20 protein-coding genes and 2 pseudogenes are annotated in these 22,945 nt (G+C 59.4%); 15 read left to right on the top strand and 7 right to left on the bottom strand.

Annotated elements, in window-relative coordinates:
• Nucleotides 1-134 precede the first annotated feature (134 nt).
• The 8 genes from R6T97_RS07140 to R6T97_RS07175 all read left to right on the top strand — a co-directional run bounded on the left by R6T97_RS07140 (nucleotide 135) and on the right by R6T97_RS07175 (nucleotide 8,600).
• The gene (locus R6T97_RS07140; RefSeq protein ID WP_410348604.1) at nucleotides 135-1,712 is read left to right on the top strand and encodes an ABC transporter substrate-binding protein; all 1,578 of its coding nucleotides are present in this window, start codon (nucleotides 135-137) and stop codon (nucleotides 1,710-1,712) included.
• Between the two features lie 67 nt (nucleotides 1,713-1,779).
• Nucleotides 1,780-2,754 (top strand): ABC transporter permease, encoded by a 975-nt coding sequence (locus R6T97_RS07145; protein ID WP_410348605.1) that lies wholly within the window; start codon nucleotides 1,780-1,782, stop codon nucleotides 2,752-2,754.
• A complete protein-coding gene (locus R6T97_RS07150; protein ID WP_410348606.1) occupies nucleotides 2,751-3,689 on the top strand; it encodes an ABC transporter permease in 939 nt (312 codons plus the stop codon). Before R6T97_RS07145 ends, R6T97_RS07150 begins: the two co-directional genes overlap by 4 nt.
• Complete coding sequence (locus R6T97_RS07155) at nucleotides 3,686-4,651, top strand: ABC transporter ATP-binding protein (RefSeq protein ID WP_410348607.1); 966 nt, start codon at nucleotides 3,686-3,688, stop codon at nucleotides 4,649-4,651. The genes R6T97_RS07150 and R6T97_RS07155 overlap by 4 nt, the downstream gene beginning before the upstream one ends.
• Nucleotides 4,648-5,670, top strand: a complete 1,023-nt coding sequence (locus R6T97_RS07160; protein WP_410348608.1) for an ABC transporter ATP-binding protein — start codon at nucleotides 4,648-4,650, stop codon at nucleotides 5,668-5,670. Before R6T97_RS07155 ends, R6T97_RS07160 begins: the two co-directional genes overlap by 4 nt.
• Nucleotides 5,667-7,172, top strand: coding sequence for a carboxypeptidase M32 (locus R6T97_RS07165; protein ID WP_410348609.1), 1,506 nt, complete (start codon nucleotides 5,667-5,669; stop codon nucleotides 7,170-7,172). The genes R6T97_RS07160 and R6T97_RS07165 overlap by 4 nt, the downstream gene beginning before the upstream one ends.
• Nucleotides 7,173-7,189: 17 nt before the next feature.
• Entirely contained in the window at nucleotides 7,190-8,098 is a 909-nt protein-coding gene (locus R6T97_RS07170) for a DMT family transporter (RefSeq protein WP_372922492.1), read from the top strand.
• 316 nt (nucleotides 8,099-8,414) lie between these two features.
• Entirely contained in the window at nucleotides 8,415-8,600 is a 186-nt protein-coding gene (locus R6T97_RS07175; RefSeq protein WP_372922491.1) for an integrase core domain-containing protein, read from the top strand.
• Nucleotides 8,601-8,658: 58 nt separating this feature from the next.
• Here R6T97_RS07175 and R6T97_RS07180 read toward each other — a convergent pair whose 3' ends face one another.
• Genes R6T97_RS07180 through R6T97_RS07200 form a run of 5 tightly spaced genes read right to left on the bottom strand, consistent with a single transcriptional unit; the run spans nucleotide 8,659 to nucleotide 14,356 of the window.
• Entirely contained in the window at nucleotides 8,659-9,615 is a 957-nt protein-coding gene (locus tag R6T97_RS07180) for an ABC transporter substrate-binding protein (RefSeq protein WP_372922490.1), read from the bottom strand.
• Nucleotides 9,616-9,646: 31 nt separating this feature from the next.
• The gene (locus R6T97_RS07185; RefSeq protein ID WP_410348610.1) at nucleotides 9,647-10,645 is read right to left on the bottom strand and encodes an ABC transporter permease; all 999 of its coding nucleotides are present in this window, start codon (nucleotides 10,643-10,645) and stop codon (nucleotides 9,647-9,649) included.
• Nucleotides 10,642-12,144 carry a sugar ABC transporter ATP-binding protein gene (locus tag R6T97_RS07190; protein WP_410348620.1) on the bottom strand — a complete coding sequence of 501 codons (1,503 nt, stop codon included), beginning with the start codon at nucleotides 12,142-12,144 and terminating at the stop codon, nucleotides 10,642-10,644. The genes R6T97_RS07185 and R6T97_RS07190 overlap by 4 nt, the downstream gene beginning before the upstream one ends.
• A complete protein-coding gene (locus tag R6T97_RS07195; RefSeq protein WP_410348611.1) occupies nucleotides 12,141-13,301 on the bottom strand; it encodes a Gfo/Idh/MocA family protein in 1,161 nt (386 codons plus the stop codon). Before R6T97_RS07195 ends, R6T97_RS07190 begins: the two co-directional genes overlap by 4 nt.
• Nucleotides 13,298-14,356, bottom strand: coding sequence for a sugar phosphate isomerase/epimerase family protein (locus tag R6T97_RS07200; protein ID WP_410348612.1), 1,059 nt, complete (start codon nucleotides 14,354-14,356; stop codon nucleotides 13,298-13,300). The genes R6T97_RS07195 and R6T97_RS07200 overlap by 4 nt, the downstream gene beginning before the upstream one ends.
• A gap of 150 nt (nucleotides 14,357-14,506) precedes the next feature.
• On the opposite strand from R6T97_RS07200, the gene R6T97_RS07205 reads away from it, so the two are divergent.
• A complete protein-coding gene (locus tag R6T97_RS07205) occupies nucleotides 14,507-15,508 on the top strand; it encodes a LacI family DNA-binding transcriptional regulator (RefSeq protein WP_410348613.1) in 1,002 nt (333 codons plus the stop codon).
• Nucleotides 15,509-15,837: 329 nt separating this feature from the next.
• Here R6T97_RS07205 and R6T97_RS07210 read toward each other — a convergent pair whose 3' ends face one another.
• The gene (locus tag R6T97_RS07210) at nucleotides 15,838-16,758 is read right to left on the bottom strand and encodes a LysR family transcriptional regulator (protein ID WP_410348614.1); all 921 of its coding nucleotides are present in this window, start codon (nucleotides 16,756-16,758) and stop codon (nucleotides 15,838-15,840) included.
• A gap of 124 nt (nucleotides 16,759-16,882) precedes the next feature.
• Between R6T97_RS07210 and R6T97_RS07215 the strand changes: the two genes are divergently transcribed.
• Genes R6T97_RS07215 through R6T97_RS07230 form a run of 4 tightly spaced genes read left to right on the top strand, consistent with a single transcriptional unit; the run spans nucleotide 16,883 to nucleotide 21,449 of the window.
• Nucleotides 16,883-17,833 carry a Bug family tripartite tricarboxylate transporter substrate binding protein gene (locus tag R6T97_RS07215; RefSeq protein WP_410348615.1) on the top strand — a complete coding sequence of 317 codons (951 nt, stop codon included), beginning with the start codon at nucleotides 16,883-16,885 and terminating at the stop codon, nucleotides 17,831-17,833.
• Nucleotides 17,830-18,339, top strand: a complete 510-nt coding sequence (locus R6T97_RS07220; RefSeq protein ID WP_410348616.1) for a tripartite tricarboxylate transporter TctB family protein — start codon at nucleotides 17,830-17,832, stop codon at nucleotides 18,337-18,339. Before R6T97_RS07215 ends, R6T97_RS07220 begins: the two co-directional genes overlap by 4 nt.
• Before the next feature lie 3 nt (nucleotides 18,340-18,342).
• Entirely contained in the window at nucleotides 18,343-19,854 is a 1,512-nt protein-coding gene (locus tag R6T97_RS07225; protein ID WP_410348617.1) for a tripartite tricarboxylate transporter permease, read from the top strand.
• Entirely contained in the window at nucleotides 19,854-21,449 is a 1,596-nt protein-coding gene (locus tag R6T97_RS07230; protein ID WP_410348618.1) for a gamma-glutamyltransferase family protein, read from the top strand. Before R6T97_RS07225 ends, R6T97_RS07230 begins: the two co-directional genes overlap by 1 nt.
• Nucleotides 21,450-21,507: 58 nt before the next feature.
• Here the strand turns inward: R6T97_RS07230 and R6T97_RS07235 are convergent, their stop codons facing one another.
• On the bottom strand, nucleotides 21,508-21,897 hold the full coding sequence (locus R6T97_RS07235) for an amidase family protein (RefSeq protein WP_410348619.1): 390 nt from the start codon (nucleotides 21,895-21,897) through the stop codon (nucleotides 21,508-21,510).
• A 24-nt stretch (nucleotides 21,898-21,921) separates the two neighbouring features.
• Here R6T97_RS07235 and R6T97_RS07240 point away from each other — a divergent pair.
• Together R6T97_RS07240 and R6T97_RS07245 are read left to right on the top strand one after the other, a co-directional pair.
• Nucleotides 21,922-22,197: pseudogene (locus R6T97_RS07240) on the top strand (transposase); the annotation flags it as partial.
• A gap of 150 nt (nucleotides 22,198-22,347) precedes the next feature.
• Nucleotides 22,348-22,562: pseudogene (locus tag R6T97_RS07245) on the top strand (integrase core domain-containing protein); the annotation flags it as partial.
• Nucleotides 22,563-22,945 lie beyond the last annotated feature (383 nt).

A 22,945-nucleotide genomic window follows, 5' to 3' on the forward strand; every position in this document is an offset into this window, starting at 1 on the left:
GCTCAAGCACTACTACTACGCATCAAACGTCAATTTGAAGCATTTTTTTGATTTTCTTGAAATGACTGTTGACGCTGCCGCCCAATTCGTTCCGTAATGTATCAGATAACTATAACATCAATCGGGAGACTAAAATGCTTAAGACCGCACTCAGAACGGGGATCGCAACCGTTGCCTTGTTTGCAGCAGCGCCCGCGGCGTTTTCACAAGAGCTGACCATCGGCCTGCGCGCAGGGCCTGATTCGATCGATCCGCACTGGTCGACGCTTGGCAGCCAGGCAGAGGCGCTTCGCCACATCTTCGATACGCTCGTTGATGCCGACGACACTCTGCAGCTTCAGCCCGGCCTTGCCGTCAGCTGGGAGCCGATCGAGGACACCACATGGGAATTCAAGCTGCGCGAGGGCGTCACCTTCCATGACGGCACGCCGTTCACCGCCGAGGACGTCAAGTTCTCCATCGACCGCATCCCCGAAGTGACCGGCCCAATGTCGATGACGCTCTACACGAAATACGTGGATTCGGTTGAAGTGATCGACGATTACACCGTGCACGTCCACACCAAGGGCGTAGCACCTGCATTGCCTAACGACTTTACGCGCATGTTTATCGTGCCTTCCGAAACAGGTGAAGGCGTCGGCAACGAAGAGTTCAATTCGGGCGAAGCCGCCATCGGGACCGGCCCTTATCGTTTCGTTTCATGGGAGCCAAAAGGCGACCTCGTGCTCGAGCGGTTCGACGACTCCTGGCGCGAGGAATCCGCTTGGGAGCGCGTGATCCGCAAGGAAATTCCCGATGACGCGGCACGTGTCGCTGCCCTGCGGTCCGGGCAGGTGGATCTTATCAACTATGTTCCCGCAACCGATTTCCTGTCGATGGAGAATGATCCGGAAATCGAGACCTTCACCTCTGACTCGGTCTACATTCTCAACGTCCAACCCTCGGTCAAGGACGAAGAACCGCAGCCGATCAAGGTGAACGGCGAGGAAGTCGACGGCAATCCGCTTCAGGATCTGCGCGTCCGCACGGCGCTGGACTTGGCCATCAACCGCGATGTTCTGGTCAACGTGGTGCTGGAAGGTCTGGGCACTCCCGCGAACCAGCTCATGCCCGAAGGCTTCTTCGGCTACACCGACAAGATCGGTGAAAAGGAGTACGACATCGAACGGGCCCGCGAGTTGCTGGCCGAAGCCGGGTATCCTGACGGGTTCGAGATTGATTTCACCTGCACCAACAACCGCGTCCCCGGCGATGCGGTCGTGTGCGAGGCGCTGGCACAGATGTGGTCGCGTCTTGGACTGACGGTGAACGCGCAGGCGCTGAACGGTACCGTGTTCTTCCCGGCTGCGGCCAACGAGGAATACACCATGGCGATGTCGGCTTGGGGTACCCTGACCGGCGAGGCCGCATACACCTACGGTGCGATGGTCCACAGCAAGGATCCCGAAAAGGGCTTCGGCAACTTCAACCGCACCGGCTACGCGAATCCGGAGTTCGACGAGGTCTTCGTCGAAGGGACCCAGACGCTGGATGCGGATGAACGTCGTGCGCTCTACGAAGAGGCGTCTCTCATCGCGATGGAGGATCGGGCTCTTATACCGACCGTCATCCTGCAGACTGTCTGGGCTGCCGAAGCTGACACCGTGACCTTCACGCCGCGCGTCGATCAGGAAACCCGGGCTTACGAGATCAAGCCCGTCGACGCCGAGTAATCACTGAAACCACTCGTGAAACAGGGCGCCCCGTCAGGGGCGCCCGACTCAAACTGCCAGAGGCACCATGTTCGGATTTATCATCAGCCGATTACTGCAAGCGATCGTCGTAGTCTTCGCCATGTCGATTATCGTCTTCGTCGGTGTCTACGCGATCGGCAATCCGATCGACGTCATGATCGACCCAGCCGCAACCGCGGAAATGCGCGCGCGACTGATCGCGCAATACGGGCTCGATCAGCCGCTTTGGAAGCAGTATCTGACCTTCCTTGCCAATGTGGCACAGGGTGATCTGGGCCGCTCGATGGTCTACAACACCTCGGTCACCGGGCTCGTTTTCTCTCGCCTCCCCGCGACGCTGGAACTGGTCCTCGTGGCCATCGCCATTGCGACGATCATCGGTATTCCCGCAGGCATCTATGCAGGCTTCCGCCCCAAGAGCTTTGCGTCCAAGGCGATCATGGCCCTTTCGATCCTTGGCTTTTCGGTGCCGACATTCTGGATCGGCATGCTGTTGATCATGGGCTTCGCAGTCGAACTGGGCTGGCTGCCCTCGGGTGGACGCGGCGATGAGGGTACCTTTCTGGGGATCTCGACCTCGCTCGCCACCGCCAACGGCTGGAGCCATGTGATCATGCCCGCGGTCAACCTGTCACTGTTCAAGATGGGCCTGATGATCCGCCTGACCCGCGCCGGCATGGTCGAGGCCATGCAGACCGACTATGTCAAATTCGCACGCGCGCAGGGCCTGCCGGACCGTCAGATCGTGTTCAAGCACGTGCTGCGCAATATCTCGATCCCGGTGGTCACCGTTTTCGGGCTCGAACTGGGCTCAACCCTGGCCTTCGCGGTCGTGACCGAAAGCGTGTTCAACTGGCCCGGAGTCGGCAAGCTGATCATCGACTCGATCCTCACGCTCGACCGGCCTGTCATGGTCACCTACCTAATCCTGGTCGTGATCCTGTTCGTCATCATCAATTTCACCGTTGATATCGTGTACGCCCGGCTTGATCCGCGCGTGCGGCTTGGAGGCACGAAATGACTGACGCAGTCACCACACCTGGCGTGGCGCCCGATGAAGCTGTCGCCCCACCCATCGAGACGCGGGTCACGCGGCTCAAGAACTTCTGGTCGGACTTCCGGCAATCGTGGGTGGCGATCGGCGCATTGATCGTGATCGTGACCTTGCTGCTGCTGTCCTTCGGTGCGCCGCTGGTGGCGCCGCAGGACCCTTACGACTTGGCAATGCTCGACTGGCTGGACGCGTTTCTGCGTCCGGGCACCGAGGGCTCTGGTGGATATGTCCATGTGCTGGGCACGGACAATGCCGGACGCGACATGCTGTCGGCGATTTTCTACGGCTTGCGGACCAGCTTTACCATCGGCCTGTCAGCCGGGGCGCTCGCACTGACCATCGGCGTTACCGTCGGGTTGACGGCGGCCTACTTCGGTGGCCGGATCGAGTCTTTCCTGATGCGCATCATCGACCTGCAACTGTCGATGCCTGCGATCCTTCTGGCGCTGGTGCTGGTCGCCCTTCTGGGACAGGGGATAATGCAGATCATCCTTGCATTGGTCGTGGCGCAATACGCCTATTTCGCACGCACGACCCACGGTGCAGCCACCGTCGAACGCGGCAAGGACTACATCGAAGCCGCCCGGTCCACGCCGCTGCCGACGCACCGGGTGCTTTTCAAGCATCTGTTGCCCAATGTCATGCCGCCGCTGATTGTCGTGGCCACCGTTCAGGTCGCGTCAGCCATCGCGCTGGAGGCCACGCTGTCTTTTCTCGGCGTCGGCCTGCCACTGACCGAACCGTCGCTGGGCTCGCTCATTTCGAACGGGTTCAAATACATACACTCCGACCGCTACTGGCTGTCGATCTATCCGGGGATATTCTTGATGATCACCGTCGTCGCCATAAACCTTGTGGGTGACCAGGTCCGCACCGTCCTCGACCCGAGGCACGGCCGATGACTGCCGCACTGGATGTCAAGGGTCTGACGACCCGCTTCGACACCCGAGCCGGCACCGTGACTGCCGTGGACGACGTGAGCTTTTCCGTCGAGCCAGGCCGGATCATGGGGCTGGTGGGTGAAAGCGGATCGGGCAAATCCGTGACCGGGTTTTCCATTCTCGGCCTGATCGACGAGCCGGGCCGCGTCAGCGGCGGGCAGGTGATGGTAGAGGATACGGATCTGCGCACACTCTCGGCGGATGCGCTGCGGTCAATGCGCGGGCGCAAGGTCTCGATGGTTTTTCAGGACCCGATGATGACTTTGAATCCCGTTCTGCGGATCGGTGACCAGATGGCAATGGCTGTCCGCGTGCACGAGCCGATGCCGAAGGCAAAGGCGCTGGAACGCGCACGAGATGCCCTTGGAATCGTCGGCATACCATCGCCCGAGGAACGATTGGCAGCCTACCCGCACCAGTTGTCAGGCGGCATGCGTCAGCGCGTGGCCATCGCCACGGCACTGTTGCACGGACCCGCAGTCATCATCGCGGACGAACCGACGACCGCGCTCGACGTATCGATCCAAGGCCAGATCCTGGCCGAGGTCCGTCGGCTGGCGGACGAGACGCGCACGGCAATCGTCTGGATCACACACGATCTGGCGGTCGTGTCCTCGCTCGCCGACGATATTTGCGTCATGTATGCTGGCAAGATCGTTGAACGCGGGACCGCCGAAGAGGTGATCGGTCAGCCGCGCCATCCCTATACCCGCGGCTTGCTCGATTCCGTTCCCGGCCAGCACGAGCCGGGAACGCGGCTTCCGCAGATCCCGGGCTCCACACCACAATTGTCGCATCTGCCGTCGGGCTGTCCGTTCCGCAATCGCTGCCCGCGTGCGACGCAGGTCTGCACCACGACGCCCCCGTTCACCAGCACCGGCAGCCATTCCGTCCTGTGCCATCACCCATTGGAGACTTCATGACCGCGCCGCTTCTTGTCATCGACCATGTGTCCAAGCGTTTCCCGCTGAAGGCTACGCTGGGCGACAAGCTGACAGCCAGACTGTCCGGACGTCGTCTGAGCGGCGCCGTTCATGCCGTAACCGATGTCTCGCTAACCGTCCCAAAGGGTGAAGTTGTTGGCATCGTGGGTGAATCCGGTTGTGGCAAGTCCACGCTTGGCCGCATCGTGTCGGGCATCTACGCGCCGACCGAGGGCAGTGTCATGCTGGATGGTCAACCGGTCGCTAGCGGTCGCGAAGAGCATGTCAACAAGCTGACAACACGGGTTCAGATGATCCATCAAGACCCTTTTGCCAGCCTCAATCCGCGCATGAAGGTCGGTGAAACCATCTCGGAAGGGCCACGCACCCACGGGCTGGTGCCAGCCTCCGAGGTGCGGGCGAAGACCCGCGCACTGTTGGATCAGGTGGGTCTTGAAGGTGCTTACGCCGACCGGTTTCCGCATCAGTTTTCCGGCGGCCAACGGCAGAGGATTGCCATCGCCCGCGCGCTGGCCATGCAGCCTGACCTGCTGGTGCTGGACGAGGCCGTGGCCTCACTCGATGTGTCGATCCAGGCGCAGGTGCTGAACCTGTTTCTGGACCTGCGCCGTGATCTTGGCCTGACCGCGTTATTCATCAGCCATGACCTTTCGGTCGTGCGTCATGTCTGCGACCGCGTGGCGATCATGTATCTGGGCCGTATCGTCGAACTTGCTCCGGCAGACGAGCTCTATGCCAAGCCCGAACATCCCTACACACAAGCGCTGTTCACCTCGGTGCCGACATTGGGCACGGGACGCCGCGCCTTCGTCCCGATCAAGGGCGAAATTCCCTCTCCTATCGACCCACCTTCGGGCTGCGCCTTTCATCCGCGCTGTCCCTTCGCGGGCCCCCGCTGTCGTACCGAGATACCGCGGATGACCGACGCGGGTGCAGGCCGCAGCGTGGCCTGCCACCTCAACGATGGTGGCGTGGAAGAACAAGGAGCCGCAGCATGACCGACCTGACGACACGTGTCGCCCACCTTAACGATGTGCTCTGCGCCGTGAACGCACTGACGTGGGATTCGCGCACGGTGATGCCCAAAGACGGTGCCGAGACGCGCGGACACCAGATCGCTACGCTCAAGGGGATGGCCCGCGAGATGATCCTCGATCCGGCGATGCGCGACGCCGTCGATGCAGCACTTGAAAAGACGGCAGGCCGAGACCCGCGCGATCCTGACCGCCGCGCAGCCGAGGCGGTGGACGAGGCCATAGATCACCACGCACGTCTTCCCGCTGAACTTCTGCGCGCGCAGGCCCAGCAAAGCACGCTGTCGGGTGCAGCTTGGGCCGAGGCCCGGGCGAAATCCGACTTCTCCATCTTCCGTCCCTATCTGGAAAAAACGGTGGCCCTCGCGCGCGAGCAGGCCGACGCTCTGGGTCATGACGGCCATCCCTACGATCCGATGGTGCAGATTTTCGAGCCGGGCGAGACGGCGGCGTCCCTTGCTGCGATGTTCACGCAATTGCGTGAAGGTCTGTTGCCGATCCTTGATGCAGCAAAGGGACGACCGAAGCCGCGGACCGATTTTCTCTATCGCGATTACCCCGAAGCGGATCAGCAAGTCTTCGCACAGGAAACAGCGCGTTTGCTGGGTCTTGATCCCGATCGCAGCCGGCTGGACACGACCGTTCATCCCTTCGAGATCAGCTTTACCCGCAATGACGTGCGGATCACGTCGCGCTGGATGCGCAATTACCTACCCATGTCCATCTTCGGCAGCATTCATGAGGTTGGACATGGGCTCTATGAACTGGGTGCCGATCCTGCTTTGACCCGCACGGCGCATGCGACGGATATGATCGGGCTTTATGCCGTTGCCGGGACCAGCTTTGGCATGCATGAAAGCCAGTCCAGGCTTCTTGAAAACCACGTCGGGCGAAGCCCCGCATTCTGGGCCCGCCATTATCCGCGCCTGCGCGACACATTCCCCAAACAACTTGCCGATGTGACTGAGCCTGAATTCGTCGCGGCGGTTAACAGGGTAGAACCGGGCCTGATCCGCGTCGAGGCCGACCAACTGACCTATGATCTGCACATCATGCTCCGTGTGGAGATCGAGATGAACCTGATGGACGGATCGCTTGCCGTGTCGGATATTCCAGATGTCTGGAACGCAGCGATGAAAAACGACCTTGGGCTCGACGTTCCAAGCGATGACCTGGGCTGCTTGCAGGACGTGCATTGGTCATCAGGCTATATCGGGTCGTTCCCGACCTATACCGTCGGTAACTTGACGGCCGCGCAGATCATGGCGCATCTCGATGCGACCGCCCCCGCAATCCGCCGCGACCTCGACGATGGCAAGACCGCTTCCCTGCGCGAAACGCTTGGCGATCTTGTCTGGCGTCACGGTCGGTCACGCAGCCGCCGTGAAATACTCGACGGGATCGGGGCCGTGCCAAACGACCCGACAGCCTATCTGCAATACCTGACAGGGAAGTTCGCCCCTTAGGGAAAAGGCATGAGATATTGACGACCCAGCCTGACAGTGCTGCCCCTTCGAGGGCGGCAGCCAACCTGCGCGGCGCGCTGCTGCTGGCACTGGCGGCTATTCTGTTCACAGCAGAGACGACGCTCGTGCGCGTCTCCGCCCCCGTTGCGAACGAGGCACAGATCGTCTTTTTCCGATCCGCCGCACAGTTGGTCGTTTCGGTGCTGATCATCTGGCGGATGGGTGATTTTACACGCCTCGTGACAACCCGCCCTTTTCTGCACCTCACCCGTGGCCTGATCAGTCTGCTGACCTGGTGGCTCTATTACACCAGCTTTCGCATCCTCGACCTCGCACTGGCGACCACGCTGACATTCACTACGTCGCTTTTCGTCGTCGCACTCGCGGCCCCGGTGCTGGGTGAACAAGTGGGCCGCGCCCGCTGGATCGCGACAATCGTGGGCTTCGTGGGTATCGCGGTCGCTGTGGGGCCATCTGCTGACGCCTCTCTGACAGGCATCTCCATCGGCTTGCTCGCCGCCGCTTGCGGCGCGGCTATCGTGGTTCTGAACCGCCTACTCGGACGGACCGAAAACACCGCCACGATTATGATATGGATCGGATTGGTAACAACGATCGGGTCTGCGCCGGTGGCGTGGCTTCTGTGGGAGCCCCTCGCGATTGCCGATATCGCGCTTGTCTGTTTGACCGGCCTGCTGGGCGCGCTGGGGATGTGGCTAACCATCGAGGCGTACCGGGTCGGAGAAGCAAGCGCACTCGCACCGGTGCCATATCTGCGCTTCGTCGCCGCCGCCGCCATCGGCATGGTGTTTTTCGGAGAGCGGCCCGGCCCGATGCTTTTGCTCGGTGCGACACTTGTCGTGATTGCTTCGCTCTTGGCAGTCCGCCACGAGATGCGGCAAGGGCTGACCGCACCGCACCGCTGACGAGAATGAGAAGTATCCGGTCGCCTGATGCGTTTGGCTCTGGCAAGCGTCAGTCCGGGTGAAACCACGCCAAGAATGCGCCAGTGCGAGGACCGGGCTCCGTTGCGACCGATGATGGTCTTGCTCGGGCGTGACATGGCCTGCGTTCTCCGGACACCGCAAGCCAAGGCACCGTTTATGCTTCAGGATAGACAGTCCGACGGGGTTGCTTTCTACGGCTGCACGGCCGCCTTGGTCATGGCTTTCGCGGCAGGCCACCAGAAACACACCCAAAATCTATCCAAGTGCTGGTTCTGCTGCAGTGACCTTGAACTGCGTGTCATTTCTAACATGCGACGGGACCCGACTGACCCGCAACGCCATCCTGAAATGGCAGGAGGACTGGAAAATCCAGTGGCACGTCATCGTGCCCGGCAAGCCGACGTCGAACGACTTCGTTGAAAGCTTCAACGGTCGAATGCAGTCACGCCTCAAGAGTAAGTTGCAAATCAACGCCCCGTGAATCTGCGTTCGCTATGATCCGGGCGGCACCTGCCTGGTGCCGCCCGGGTCTGTACTTTTTAGAACGGGCTGTCTTCGAAATAAAACCGATCTGCATTTTCGGGCGTGATCAGTTGCGAGCCGATGATGAACCGACCCGACACCGGCGTGTCGGAGATGAGCCCGAGCGCCGTAAGTTCGATCGCGGTCGAAATCTGCGCGGGTGGATAAGAGACGTTGGCGGGCAGTTGCGGATCGCCGTCGCGGATACGGGCGATAATTTCCTTCATGCCAGCACCGCCCATGACCCACATTTCATCCTCGCGCCCGGCCTGTTCAATGGCAGCAAGAACACCGATGGCCATGTCGTCATCGGACGCCCAGACCGCGTCGATATCATCGAAACGTGACAGGAAATCCTGCATTACGGTAAAGGCGTCGTCTCGGTTCCAGTTACCGTGCTGCATGTCGAGCACGTTAATCCCGGACCCTTCGATAGCCGCGCTAAACGCCTCTACGCGTTCGTTGTCCAGCGTCGTGGGAATGCCGCGCAGCACGACGATGTTGTCGCCATCATTCAGATTTTCGGCGAAGTATTCGCCTGCCATGCGCCCAAAGCCGGGGTTATCGCCCGCGACATACAGATCTTCGATCCCTTCGACAGACAGTCCGCGGTCGACAACCGTGACCCAGATCCCCTGTTCGGCCACCGCCTGCACCGGCGAGGTGAGCGGTTCACTTTCGAAAGGCAGCACCACCAGCGCGTCGATCCCGCGCGTGGCAACCATGTCTTCGATATCGTTCACCATCTTGGCGGCATCGCCAGCGGTCGCCAGAACGAATTCAAGATTGTCATAGGTGGCCTCCAGCCGCGCGATGGTGTCACGTGCGTGGAAATTGAGACCACCCATGAAACCATGCGTCGCCGAAGGAATCGCGACGCCGATCACATGGGTTTCGTCCTGTGCCTGGGCTCCCCCCGCTGTGGCTAGTGCCGCGACAAGTGCCGCGCCTTTAAAAATATCTCTACGGTTCATGATGTTTCCTCCCTTGGTTTGATTATCCGCCTCACTCTGCGGATTTGCTTTCCCGCTGTAGAACTACGGCAAGAATAACGATCACGCCTTGGATCGCGCCGTTCAGATACGGGCTGACGATCGAGGCTAGGTTCAGGATATTGCTGATCAGGCTAAGGATCAGCACGCCGATCACGGTGCCCCAGACGCGGCCAAAACCGCCCTTGAGGACGGTGCCGCCGATGATTACGGCAGCAATGGCCTCCAGCTCCCACAGGACGCCGGTGTTGCCCGACGCGGACCCCAGACGCGGGACATACATGATCGTGGCCAGTCCGACGAGCATGCCCAGAATCGCATAGGTCGCCATGCGAACGCGCGCCACCTTGACTGCGGAATAGACCGCAACCTGTTCATTGGCACCGATGGCGGCGCAATGACGCCCGAATGCGGTATGGCGCATCGCAAGTTCGCCCGCGATCGCGACCAACGCAAACACGATGATAGGCCACGACAGCCCTAAGATGCCGTCGTAATAGACCGGGCGGTAGACCCCTCGCAGCGTGAAATCGAGTGACAGCGTGCCACCATCGGCCAGCCATGTCGTTAGGCTGCGATAGATTCCCATGGATCCGAGCGTGACGATGAACGCCTCGATCCGGACCTTGGCAATCAGCACGCCATTGAGCAAACCCGCTGCGGCACCCGCCAGCAGGGCGATCACCATGCCGACGATGATCAGGGGCACGCCAGCCCCCATCACCGGCACAAGCGCGTTCATTGCCATGATCATGACGCCCGCGACAAACGCCGCCATGGCGCCGACCGACAGGTCGATCCCGCCTGCCGTGATCACGAACGTCATGCCGACCGCGATGATTCCGATGAATGCCGAGCGGGCGGCGACATTGGTCAGGTTTTCCGGGCTCAGGAAACTCAGGTTCAGCGAAGCGCCTATGACGATCAGCGCGACCATCGCCAACAGAGGGCCAAGAACGTGGAAATCAATCCGCGTGCGGCGATGCCGTGGGGTCGTGGTTACTTCGGTCATACCGGAAGTGTCTCCTGATCTTGGGATTGCATGGCCAATCGCAGAATGGCCCTTTCTGTGATGGCGTCGCCTTCCAGCTCGCCCGCGATGAAACCGCGCCCCATAACGATCACGCGGCTGGCAAGCCCGATGACTTCGGGCAATTCTGACGACACGACGATCACGCTTTTTCCGTCGGCGGCGAGCTGGGAAATGAACTGATAGATCTGCTGCTTGGTGCCGATGTCTATGCCACGCGTGGGTTCGTCGATGATGACAATATTGGGTTCGGCAAGCATCGTCTTGGCCAGCAGAAGCTTTTGCTGGTTGCCGCCCGACAGGTTGCCGGCGTTCATGTTGCGATCCCCAGCGCGAATGTCGAAATCAGAGATCGCCTGTGTGAGTGCGCGGTCTTCGGCGGCGGTGTCGATCCTGATGTTGGTGAACCTGTCAAGCGCCAGCAATGTCAGGTTTTCGCGCAGAGACTTGCCCAGTAGCAAGCCTTTGTCTTTGCGATCCTCGGTCAGATAGACCAGCCCCGCCCGGCGCGCGGCCAGAACAGACCCTGACGTTAGTGGCTGGCCCATGACCCGGACAGTGCCGGTGGTCTTGCGCAGCCCGACAACGCCTTCCATCAGTTCGGTGCGCCCCGCACCCACCAGACCGGCAAAGCCCAGCACCTCGCCCCGCTGCAACTTGAAAGACGCGTCGTGCACATGGCCCGGAACCGTCAGATTTGCCACCTCAAGCACGGTTTCGGCCTGCGCGACACGCTTTTCAGGGAACAGATCGGACAGTTCGCGCCCGACCATCGCCTCTGCCATCTGATCCGGCGTCATGTCGGCGGCGGTTGTTTGTGCGACGCATCGGCCATCCCGCAGCACGGTGATCCGGTCCGCAATACGCGCGATTTCATCCAGCTTGTGCGATGTGTAAAGGATAGCGGTACCCGACGCGCGCAACCGGTCAATCTGGTCGAGCAGGATTTCGGTTTCGCGGCCCGTCAGCACTGCGGTAGGCTCGTCCATGATCAGCACCCGTGCGTCGCGGCCCATGGCGCGTGCGATTTCCACCATCTGCCTGTTCGGGACCGATACGTCGGAAATGCGCAGCCGCGGATCAAGCGGACAGTTAAGCGCCTCGAGCTGCCGCCGACTTTCGGCTTGCATGGCGGCGTGATCCAGAAATGGCCCGCGTTTCAGTTCGCGGCCCAAAAAGATGTTCTGTTCGACCGTGAGTTGCAGCGCGAGATTGAATTCCTGATGAATCATGATGACGCCAGCAGCTTCGGCCTGCCGGTGGTCGGCAAAGCGCACCGGCGCACCGTCAAGCCGCAGGCCGCCGCCGGTTGGCGCAAGGTACCCGCCAAGGATCTTCATCATCGTCGACTTGCCCGCGCCGTTTTCACCGATCAGCGCGTGTACTTCGCCGGGGCGCAGATCAAAATCGACGTCGAACAAGACCTGGATCGGGCCAAAGCTGCGCGATACCGTTTCCGCTGACAGAACCGGCGCAGTCATGACAGGTTTACCCATGCTGCGTCGCGTTTTGACGACCGCACGCAGGCATCGATGAAGGCCATGCCCTCCATGCCGTCGTGAACGGTCGGAAATATCACTGCGTCCGGCGCGGCCTGCCCGTCGCGCGCCGCACGGATAGCCTGCGCAGCTTCTGTGTAGATGGTGCCGAACGCTTCGAGAAAACCTTCGGGATGCCCCGCCGGGATGCGCGATACCCTGTTGGCGTCACCGCTCGCGCCGGGGCCGTTTCGCGTGATCCTTCGTAGCGGTCCGCCCAGTTCCGAGACCCAAAGCCGGTTGGGATTTTCCTGAAACCATTCCAGCCCGCCCTTGTCGCCATAAACGCGCAACCGGACACCGTTTTCCTGCCCCACGGCAACCTGGCTGCACCACAACATGCCGCGTGCGCCGCCCTGGAACCGCAGCAGAACATGGGCGTTGTCGTCCAGCGTGCGCCCGGGCACAAAGCTGTGCAGATCGGCTGCAAGGCTTTCAGTTTCCAACCCGGTGACGAAGCGCAGAAGGTTGTAAGCATGGGTTCCGATATCGCCCACAGACCCGCCTATGCCGCTTTGCGCAGGATCGGTGCGCCACGCGGCCTGTTTGTTGTCGGACGCGGGCGTTTCGGCAAGCCAGTCCTGCGGATATTCCACCTGCACGACCCTGATGGAGCCCAAATCGCCCGCCGCTATCATGGCGCGGGCCTGCCGCACCATCGGATAGCCCGTGTAATTGTGGGTCAGGATAAACAGTGCTTCGGAACTTTCGGCCGCCGCCAGCAGCTTCCGCGCGTCGTCCATGCCTGCGGTCAACGGCTTGTCGCAGATCACATGGATGCCGCGTTTCAGGAATTCGCGCGCGGCAGCGAAATGGACGTGGTTGGGGGTGACGATCGACACCGCTTCGATCCCGTCCGCAAGCTGCGCCTCGCGTTCGGCCATTTCGGTGAAGTCGGAATAGACGCGTGCGGGGTCCAGCCCCAGTTCGGCCCCCGATGCTGCAGCCTTTTCCGGCGTCGCCGACAATGCGCCCGCGACAAGCTGATAGTGCCCGTCGAGCCGGGCGGCGATACGATGCACCCCGCCAATGAAGGCGCCCGTGCCGCCGCCCACCATACCCAAGCGGATCGGTCCGCTACGGTCTGAAAATCTGTTCATTCGTCCAGCCCCAGAAGCCTGCGATTGGCGGCGTCATCGGTGTCCGACGCAGCAAAGTCGTCGAACGCTGTGTCGGTGACTCGGATGATGTGATCGCGCACGAAGGCGGCCCCTTCGCGGGCGCCGTCTTCGGGGTGTTTGAGACAGCATTCCCATTCGACGACGGCCCAGCCGTCGAAATCCTGCGCCGCAAGTCTGGAAAATACCGCACCGAAATCGACCTGCCCGTCACCGGGGCTGCGGAAACGTCCGGCCCGATCAACCCAAGGCTGGTAACCGCCATAGACGCCCTGTCGCCCGGTCGGGTTGAATTCGGCATCCTTGACGTGAAACATGCCGATCCGGTCGGCATATATTTCCAGATTTTCAAGATAATCGAGACATTGCAGCACATAATGCGACGGGTCGTAAAGCATTTTGCAGCGCGGGTGCTGGTCAACCCGGTCGAGGAACATTTCGAAGGTGACGCCGTCGTGAAGATCCTCGCCCGGATGTATTTCAAAGCAGATATCGACACCGTTTTCGTCTGCCAGATCGAGCAAAGGGCGCCAGCGCCGCGCCAGTTCGTCAAACGCCGCTTCGACCAATCCGGCGGGCCGCTGCGGGAACGGGTACAGAAACGGCCATGCCAGCGCGCCGGAGAACGATCCCATCGCCGTCAAGCCCAGATTGCGCGAGGCACGGATGGTTTTTTCGATCTGATCCACCGCCCAGGCTTGCCGCGCCTTCGGGTTACCGCGCACATGCGCCGCAGCGAACCCGTCCATCAAGGCATCATAGGCGGGATGCACCGCAACCAGTTGGCCCTGCAGATGCGCGGCCAGTTCGGTCACGACGACCCCATTTTCCGCTGCCTGCCCGCGAAAGGTGTCACAGTAGTCTTTTGAAATCGCCGCCTGATCCAAATCGATCAACCGCGCATCCCAACTTGGCACCTGAACGCCGGCATAGCCGCAGCGCGCAGCCCAGTCGGTGATCGCGTCCCAGGAATTAAACGGGGCGGTGTCGCTGGCGAATTGCGCCAGAAACAGGGCGGGCCCCTGCATCGTTTTCATTGCACCATTCCTCCCTCTGGTTTGCGGATGCGTCCGCTAAATCGAATGTAATCGATTGCAGCTTCGAGATTACGAAATCTGCAATCGTTTACAAGATAATTTTTTGCGGGCATGGTAAGCTCTTGAAATCGTGAAACGGTGCGACGGCCCATGGCGACACTGCAAGACATTGCGCACATTGCCGGAGTATCTACAGCGACGGTCAGCCGGACGCTTTCGAATCCCGACGTAGTGGCGGAAGCGACGCGCAAGGCGGTGCTCGCAGCGATCGAGCAGACAGGATACCAAGTCAATCATGCGGCACGGAATCTTCGTCGGCAACGAACGTCCAGCGTGATCGCACTCGTGCCGAACCTCGCGAATCCGTTCTTTTCCCAAATCCTCGCCGGGATCGCGTCGGTGCTCACACCCGAAGGATACGGTCTGCTGGTGGCCGACACGCAGGCCGGGCCTGATCCCGAGGCGCGGCTGCGCCAATATCTGCGCAGTGGGGTCGCCGACGGGCTGATCCTTTTCGACGGCACGCTGTCCCAATCGGTGCTGGATCTGTCCAAGCGCCCGCCTGTCGTGGCTGCCTGCGAATGGCATGGCGACATGCTGCCGTCCGTCAGGGTAGAGAATGCCCGCGGCGCAATGATGGCTGTCCGGCATCTGTTCGACGCCGGACACCGCGACATCGGATACATCACGGGACCAGGGGCCAACGTGCTGAACGTCAGCCGTCAGGACGGATATCAGGCGGCGCTGGCGTCGCTGGGTCTTCGGGCTGATCCATCTTGGGTGTATGAAGGGGACTTCACCTTGGACTCCGGGGCGCTCGCGGCGGCGCGCTGGATGGCAGACCAAGACCGTCCGCGTGCGATTTTCTGCGCCTCGGACGAAATAGCTTGCGGGTTCGTGGGGGCGGTACAGCGGGCGGGTCTTCGGGTTCCCGAAGACGTGTCTGTAATCGGCTTCGACAATATCGAGGTCGCTGGGCACATCACGCCAGCCTTGACCACAATTCGCCAGCCGCGCATGCTGATTGGCGAACGCGCGGCTCTCAAGCTTCTTAAGATGATCGAAACGAAATCGCTTGAGGGCGAGACCGAAATCATCCCCGTGGAGCTTATCCGGCGCAGCAGCGTGGCACCACCGCCCCACCCGCGTTGACGCCACCCTGAAACCTGCCCGCATGCACGTAATCCGGCCGAGGGCTGCGCCAAGGAAGACACAAGCCATAATGCTTCCTTCCATTCCTGCGAAAGGATCGCACCATCAAACCATGGGATCAAACACCTCGTGGCAAAACCCGGCCGAGCGAAAAGTTTAGCAAGCCTCGCGCGATCACTTGCAATCCCTGCGTATTTTCGATCCCGCATGTAGCTGGCATCTTCCTCATGATGGCTTTTGATTTCAACAAGGCAGAAAAGACAGCATTGTGCTGGCGCTGAATACTTGGATCGATGTCGTCGTGCCGTATGCCGCGCAGGCAAAGCCGCTTAAGCATTGCTGCCCCTGCCGGAAGATGCGATTTCAGTGGCCCCGAACCCGATTTTGGCGGCTCGTTGCGACAACACGCGCCGCAACTCGATCAGCACCTCAGCTCGTGATGACACCTGCCGTTGTATCAATCCGATCCGTCGCGTGATGGCCCCATTGCGAAACTGGATGGAATATAGCGAAGAGGGGGCGGCATCCAAAAATGCGATCTGCGGAATAATGGCAAATCCTAGCCCCGCCTGCACCATTCCGACGACTGACGGCATTGTATTTGTGACGGCGATTTCACGAGGCGACACACCAAGGCGTGACAGCTCTGTCTCGATTTGCTTAGCCAGAGGGACGTCAGTTTCGTACCGAATAAATGGCAGGTTTTTCAGCAGTGAAAGCTCGGTCTGGCCGGTAGCGTGTTTTGGCGCGACCAAAACCAAAGGTTCAGAGAGAACAGGCGTCCACGACAACCCTGCCGGAACCCCTACATGTTCGGCAACCAGCGCGGCATCAAGTCGGCCTGCGGCTACATCTGCAGTCAATGTTTGTGACATCCCGACGGTCAGATTAAACGACAGGTCAGCATAAAACGCGGCCATATCGGCTAGCGCGAAAGGCACAAGTCGCATGGAAATTGTTCGAATCGCCCCAATTTTAAGCATACCCGCCGTTCGGCTACCGGAAATATTCGTCCGGGTTTCCCCGATTGTCTGCATGACAGAGCGTGCCGCACGCACCAGTTCTTCGCCATGTGCGTTCATCTGTGGTGGGCGTTTGTTGCGGTCGAACAACGAAACGCCAACATCTGCCTCAAGTGATTGAATTTGTTGACTTACCGCTGATGCAGTGAGGTTCACAAGACGCGCCGCACTTGCAAAGCTGCCAGTGTCCGCGACGGCGATCAAAGTCTGAAGTTGCCGTGTATCCATTGCGCTAGATTAAGCAAAGCTTAATAAAAATACAAATTTAAATCGCTTTATAAAGATAACCTACAACTCTACGGATGGGGGCATCGTTGAAACGCGGCTACTCAGCACAACACCGGAGATATTGATGACCTATATGACACGTACGATCGCAGGTTTCGGACTTGCTATAGCGACGCTCGCACAGCCAGCCATTGCCCAAGGCTATCCTGAAAAGCCAGTCGAATTTATTGTGCCATGGTCCCCGGGTGGTGGTAGCGATACGCTGATGCGGCTCGTTGCAAACAACATCACACCTTTTCTGGGTGAAGAAATGCCGGTTATCAACATACCCGGCGTTGGCGGCACCGTCGGCCTGACCGAAGCTTCGCGCCGCGCTGCGGATGGCTACACGGTCAGCCAGGTCCACGAAGGACTGCTAGCTGCGACTGCAACGGGCCTCACGGATCTTGCATGGGACGATTTTGAACCGATTGCCTTGATGACCGCCTCGGCACAGTTCCTCGTGGCCGCGACAGATCAGCCTTATGACACTTTCGAAGGTTTGGTCGAATATGCACAAGCCAACCCAGGCGAGCTGACAATCGGTGTCACCCTGGGCGGCGTGCCTCACTTGCACGCCGCGATGATCGCCGAAGCCTTTGATCTGGACTGGCGTTATGTTGGGTACGAAGGCACGGGCGAACGCGTCCGCGCCCTGGTCGGCGGCAACCTTGATCTGGCCATCGGCGATATCTCGTCCTCGCTGCAATTCGTCGAAAATGGCGATCTGGTTTTCCTCGCAGCAGGCTCTACAGAGCGTTTGCCGCAGACACCTGACGTGCCAACGTTGATGGAACTGGGGTCAGATCTCGACTTGTCGATCACTCGCGGCATTGTGATGCCCAAAGGTGCGCCAGACGATGCGCAGGCCGTATTGGAAGCAGCACTTCAAAACCTGTCGAACGATCCGACATTCATCGAGCAAGTGAACAATGCCGGCGCAGACGTCGCATTTCGTGGGCAAGACGGCTACACTGCGTATCTGACCAACCTGGCTGCATCGGTTGATCGTCTGGCGGAAGTGATCGCACCTTGAGCCGTAGCGCCGACATGATAAAAGGTGGGGAGGCGGGCGAAGTTGCCCGGCTCCTCTCTTATATCGCACTGCTTGCGGTATCGGCGGGTCTTTTTCTCGAGGCCCGCACCATCCCGACATCACGCTTTGAAGTGCTAGGCGCAGGCGCCTTTCCAATGCTAGTGCACGGGGTGCTTATTCTGCTTTTGCTAAGTGCAATCGCCGGATCAATCCGGATGCTTCCGGCGGAGGCTTACGGTCGTTTCGTGTCACAGATCGGCCAATGGGCCCGTGCAAGACGGCTGGTGTTCGTCGTCTTTGGCTGCTTGGGTGTGTACCTTTTTACAATGCCGGCCATCGGCTATCCGATAGCAACATTTGGATTCCTGCTTGTGCTTCAGATCACGTTTGCCCCCAAAACACGGAAAGCCATTGCTATCGCAATCTCGCTTGCACTGATCTTTTCATTCGGCCTCAACTGGCTCTTCGCCGAGGTCTTCAACGTATTTCTTCCGCGGGGACGCTAATCAATGGACGCCTTCCTTACCGGTGCAGCAGAGGTGCTGTCGCCAGCGACCCTGCTGATGATGTTCTTTGGGTCATTCGCAGGCATCATTGCCGCGGCCATTCCGGGTTTCACTGTGACAATGGCCATCGTACTGACGCTGCCGTTGACCTTTGCGATGGAACCGCTGCAGGGCATCGCACTGATGCTGTCGGTCTATGTCGGGGGCTATACCGGCGGTCTGATTTCGGCGGCACTTTTGGGCATCCCTGGCACGCCATCATCGGTTGCCACCACATTTGATGCCTTTCCGATGGCGCGCAAAGGTGAACCGGGCCGCGCCTTGTCATTGGGTGTATGGGCCTCGTTTTTCGGCACGATTATATCGACCATTGTCTTGATCTTTGCCGCCCCGCCACTGGCGATTTTTGCGGTGAAGCTAGGGCCTTGGGAATATTTTGCACTGATCGTCTTCGCGCTGACCATCGTGGCCAGTCTTGTCGGGGACTCACTGCAGCGCGGTCTGATTGCCGCGATGATCGGGCTTGTGATTTCAACGATTGGAACAGATCCGATGATGGGGCGTCCGCGCTTTGATATGGGGTTTGAGCTGTTGGCTGCTGGTTTGCCATTCCTTGTGGTCCTGATCGGTATCTTTGCCATCTCGCAGCTTGCGTCAGAAGTTGAAGACGTCAACGCGATCAAGGCCGGTGAAAAGCTGATACACGGCGAGATTGAATTCAAGACATGGGCCGTCATGCGCGAAGTCCTGATGCGTCCGGTTAATCTGGTCCGGTCATCGCTGATCGGCGTGGCAATCGGTGCCTTGCCAGGTGCTGGCGGGTCGATTGCAAACCTGGTGGCCTATGATCAGGCCAAACGGGCATCGAAAACACCTGAAGAATTTGGGACCGGTACACCCGAAGGTGTTGTTGCATCCGAGGCGGGGAATTCTGCGACAGCAGGTGGAGGCCTGATCCCGTTGATTGCACTGGGCATCCCCGGTTCTGCGGTTGATGCGATCCTGATGGCTTCGCTGATGGTGCATGGCATTTCCATTGGGCCGCGTCTGATTATGGATAATGCCGATCTGGTCTATGGGATGTTCATCGCGATGGCGGTGTCCAGTTTGATGATGCTATTCATCTGCATCGTGTCGATGCGCGGCTTCCTGCGGGTGGCCGAAGTGCCGAAATGGGTTGTTGTCCCGATCGTGCTGGTCTGCTGTGTCGTTGGGTCGTTTGCCCTGAACAACCGTGTGACGGATCTCTATCTTCTAGGCTTTATTGGGTTGTTCGGTTACGCGCTCAAGGCGCTTGATTATCCACTGGCACCATTGGTGCTGGGTGTCATTTTGGGCCCGATTGCAGAGACAAACCTGCGCCGTGCCTTAATGACAGACAGTGACTGGACCCTGTTCTTCACCCGCCCTGTCAGCCTGATCTTTCTGGTTGCTGCTGCATTGTCCGTCGGTTGGGCGATCCGCAGGATCATCAAATCGCGTCAAAAAATTAACCAAACAAAGGATGCTGTCTAATGCACATGCGTCATGATCCCCTTTATGCTTCACGTCGTTCGCCTGTGCTGGCAGACAATCTGGTATCTACATCACATCCACTCGCGGCACAGGCCGGCCTTGCGATGTTGGCAAAAGGCGGAAACGCAGTAGATGCCGCGGTCGCTGCCGCCGCCACTCTGACGGTTGTGGAACCCACCGGAAATGGTTTGGGGTCTGATGGTTTTTGTATCCTGTGGGACGGTCAGGAATTGCATGGTTTGGACGGATCAGGCGCGGCACCCGCCGACTGGACGCCTGATCGCTTTGCGGGCCAGAAAACGATCCCGTTTCGCGGCTGGGAAAGCGTTACCGTGCCCGGTGCGATCAGCACGTGGGTTACTTTGGCGGACCGCTTTGGCACGCTGGATTTATCGACCTTGCTGGCCCCTGCGATCGGTTACGCTGAAAACGGCTTTATCGTCAGTCCCGTCATTGGTGCGCTGTGGGAACGCGGGGCCGAGTTGCTGTCAGAGCAGCCCGGTTTTGCAGAAACCTTTATGCCCGGTGGCCGCGCGCCTCGTGCGGGCGAGCGGTTCCACTGTCCCGATATGGCCCGCAGCCTGTCCATGATCGCTGAAACTGCAGGTAAGGCGTTCTATGAAGGACCGCTTGCTGAAAAGATCGCTGCCCATGCCCGCGCCCATGGCGCCGCATTAAGCGAAGCGGACCTTGCGGCGCATCAGCCAGAATGGTGCGGCACAATTTCAACCGGCTTTGATGAGAACACCCTGCACGAGATACCGCCAAACGGTCAGGGCATCGCGGCACTGATGGCGCTTGGGATGCTGGAACACACAGCCATCAGGGATATGGGTGCGGATGACCCAGTAGCCCTGCATCTGCAGATCGAGGCGATCAAGCTCGCCTTTGCCGACCTGCACACCTATGTCGCCGATCGCAAATACATGGCCCCCACAACGCAAGAGGATTTGTTGAATCCCGCATATCTGAGGTCGCGTGCGGCCCACATATCGTTGGACAAAGCACAAGAGCATGGCCCGGGCGCGCCCCGCGATGGTGGTACCGTGTATCTGACAGCGGCGGACTCCTCGGGTATGATGGTATCGTTCATCCAGTCCAACTACTCGGGGTTTGGGTCTGGCGTCGTGGTACCCGGTACGGGAATCAGTCTTCAGAATCGGGGTGCGGGTTTCACGCTGAAACCTGGGCACCCCAATGAAGTCGGCCCCGGTAAAAAACCGTTCCACACAATCATCCCGGGTTTTTTGATGAAGAACGGACAGCCAAAGATGAGCTTTGGTGTTATGGGTGGCCCGATGCAGGCGCAGGGCCATGTGCAGATGGTACTACGAACCCAACTTTGGGATCAGGATGTGCAGACAGCCGTTGATGCGCCACGCTGGCGTTTTGTTGACCGACAGCAAGTCGCCTGTGAAGAAGCGTTGCCACAACCGGTCCGTGACAAACTATCCGATCTTGGTCACCATATCTCGGTCGAGACGCCAGACAGCGCCTTTGGTTTTGGTGGTGCGCAGCTGATCGAACGATTGGATGACGGTGGCTATGCCGCTGGATCGGACCCGCGCAAGGACGGACAAGCCGTCGGGTATTGATGTCACGTGATGTCTTTACAAAAAGGCTTGCGCGTTGGGCATGACGCATCGCACGCTATTATAAAGATCGTCTCAAACCCTTAAAGGGCGGGTAGTTGTGCAGATGATAAGCCTGCCCAAGCGATAACAGCTTGCGATCATCACCACGGCGTCCAAACAGCTGAAAGCCCATCGGCAAACGTTTATCGCTAAATCCAGCAGGAATGGCCAAACTTGGCACACCGATCAGGCTAACAGGCACCACAACTTCCATCCGGCGATGATAGGTATCCATCTTCATGCCGTTGATGGTTTTGGGAAAAGTCCAGTTATTCGGAAACGGCCACACTTGGGCTGACGGCAAAGCCAAGGCGTCGTATTTTTCCGTCAGTGTCACGAAGGCACGGAACCACTGCGACCGTACCACACTTGGACCTGTCGCGGTTTGATGCCGCTCCTTTGATAGCATTTACTGCAACAAAGGAGACTGACTATGGGACTGAAACGGACGGACGAATTCCGGCAAGATGCGGTGCGGATTGCGCTGACCAGCGGGCTAACGCGCAAGCAGGTGGCGGACGATCTCGCGGTCGGCATGTCGACGCTGAACAAGTGGATCACGGCGTATCGAGACACTGATGTGGTGTCGAAAGAGGATTTGAGCCTCGCCCAAGAGACTGACCGGCTTCGGCGCGAGAACCGTATCCTCAAGGAGGAGCGGGACATCCTAAAAAACGCAGCTCTTCGCGAGCCAAAAGCCGTGAGGTTTGCCAGCGGAATGCTTGCGACTGACGCAAACTTTCGCGCTCGCCCCGATGCCGCTGGATATTCTGTTCGGTCTTGAAGGTGAGTGAAGGACGCGTCTTCTTTGCTTGCGACTCCGCGTCCCAGGCCATCTCTTGAATTTTCGGTGTGAGTTGCCTGGCGGGACAACGCCTTCGTCGATAGGCTGTGGCGAACCATCAAATACGAAGGTCTATCTGCGGGCCTATGCCAGCGTTTCGGAAGCCTGCGCCGGGATCGCCCAGTATCTCGGGCTCCTACAACAGCCGCCGATCTCATTTATCGCTTGACGGCAGAACCCCCGATCAGGCCTACCTCAACAATCCGATGCCCGAAGCGGTGGCGGCATAATCCAGACGGAAAACCACTTCGAAAACGCCCAAACATTGTTCAGACAAACCAAACCACTTCTATAGGTTTCCGACAAACCCGGAGCGATTCATAGCTCACACATTCCTAGCAGCGAGCTGGTCCGAACATGAAGTGTGCGTCCGGATACGTGTAGCTTGGCACCAGTAAAACTATGGACGCCAGCCTGATTGGAAGTTAGATCCTTTGGGGTCTGACCGTAAATCAGCTTGAAGTGAGCCGTCGATGCCAGTCAACTTTATCTGCCTTGACCCACGCAAAGCGAAAAAGCGCTGGATGCAGACAATGCTTGCCGGGGCAGGGGATATCACATTTATGCGTTTAGCCCCGGTCGGGCTGACCCATTATGCCGAAGCCGATGCACG

This window comes from Yoonia sp., from assembly GCF_046498525.1.
GTDB lineage: Bacteria > Pseudomonadota > Alphaproteobacteria > Rhodobacterales > Rhodobacteraceae > Yoonia.